This window comes from Desulfotomaculum sp. OF05-3, assembly GCF_003435535.1.
Lineage (GTDB): Bacteria > Bacillota > Clostridia > Lachnospirales > Lachnospiraceae > Pilosibacter > Pilosibacter fragilis.
In genome coordinates, this window is sequence record NZ_QWGO01000003.1 from 164,089 (window position 1) to 164,875 (window position 787).

The window sequence follows — 787 nt, forward strand, 5'->3', positions numbered from 1 at the left end:
CAGCCATAACTTCTCTCAATTTGTCAGAAAAAAGGCCATAAAATCCCTATGACGAGCTTTTGAGCAATTATCAGGCTGTCAAGGTTCGTTGACAGTTGCTATTCCAGCTGTACATCCAGCTTACCTATTGCAGAAAGGGTGTCATAAAACTCTTCTTTATATGGACAACTGCTGCACAGCTTGAATGTGATATATCTTGCTGAACGGACTACTTTTGCAGCAATCTTCAGCAGTTTTAAACGAACGGTATCAATGCGTTGTTTCTGCATTTCTGCTGATAATACCAATCGTCTAAACCAATTAAATATGTTGTAGGCAAGAGCATGTACCTGGACTCTGTTTGCATTTACGATTCTGTTGTGACTGCTCACCGCAGAAAAATCAAAACCAGATTTGCTTTCTTTGATGAAGTTTTCCATCAGACCTCTTTTGCAGTAAAATTTGATAAGGTATTCTGGTGAGGAATCCATGTTTGTGACGATAAAGGTATACATGTAAACCATTTGGTTTTCTGGCTTCTCAACCTTGCACACAACGCGTCTTTCATAAGGCCATGGACCAGCTTTGTACATGAATTCACCGTAAACCACAGCGTAGTCTACCTTGTTATTTTGAGTCCGACTGGTAAGTGCATCTGCAAGAAACGACGCTTTTTCACGGAGAATCTTGTTTCCCTTCAGCCGGATGACATAGCTTGTTCCGTTTTCCTCACACTGTTTATAGAGATCAGGAGCTGCAAAACCACTATCGCCGCGAAGCAGGAGATGGATGGTTGGATAATCATTCA

General features: G+C 41.3%; 1 protein-coding gene. It reads right to left on the reverse strand.

Annotation, left to right across the window (positions count from 1 at the left end):
- Window positions 1-98 precede the first annotated feature (98 nt).
- Window positions 99-787, reverse strand: a 689-nt coding sequence (locus DXA87_RS03315) for an IS1380 family transposase (protein ID WP_117503222.1), incomplete at its 5' end; no start/stop codon positions are given.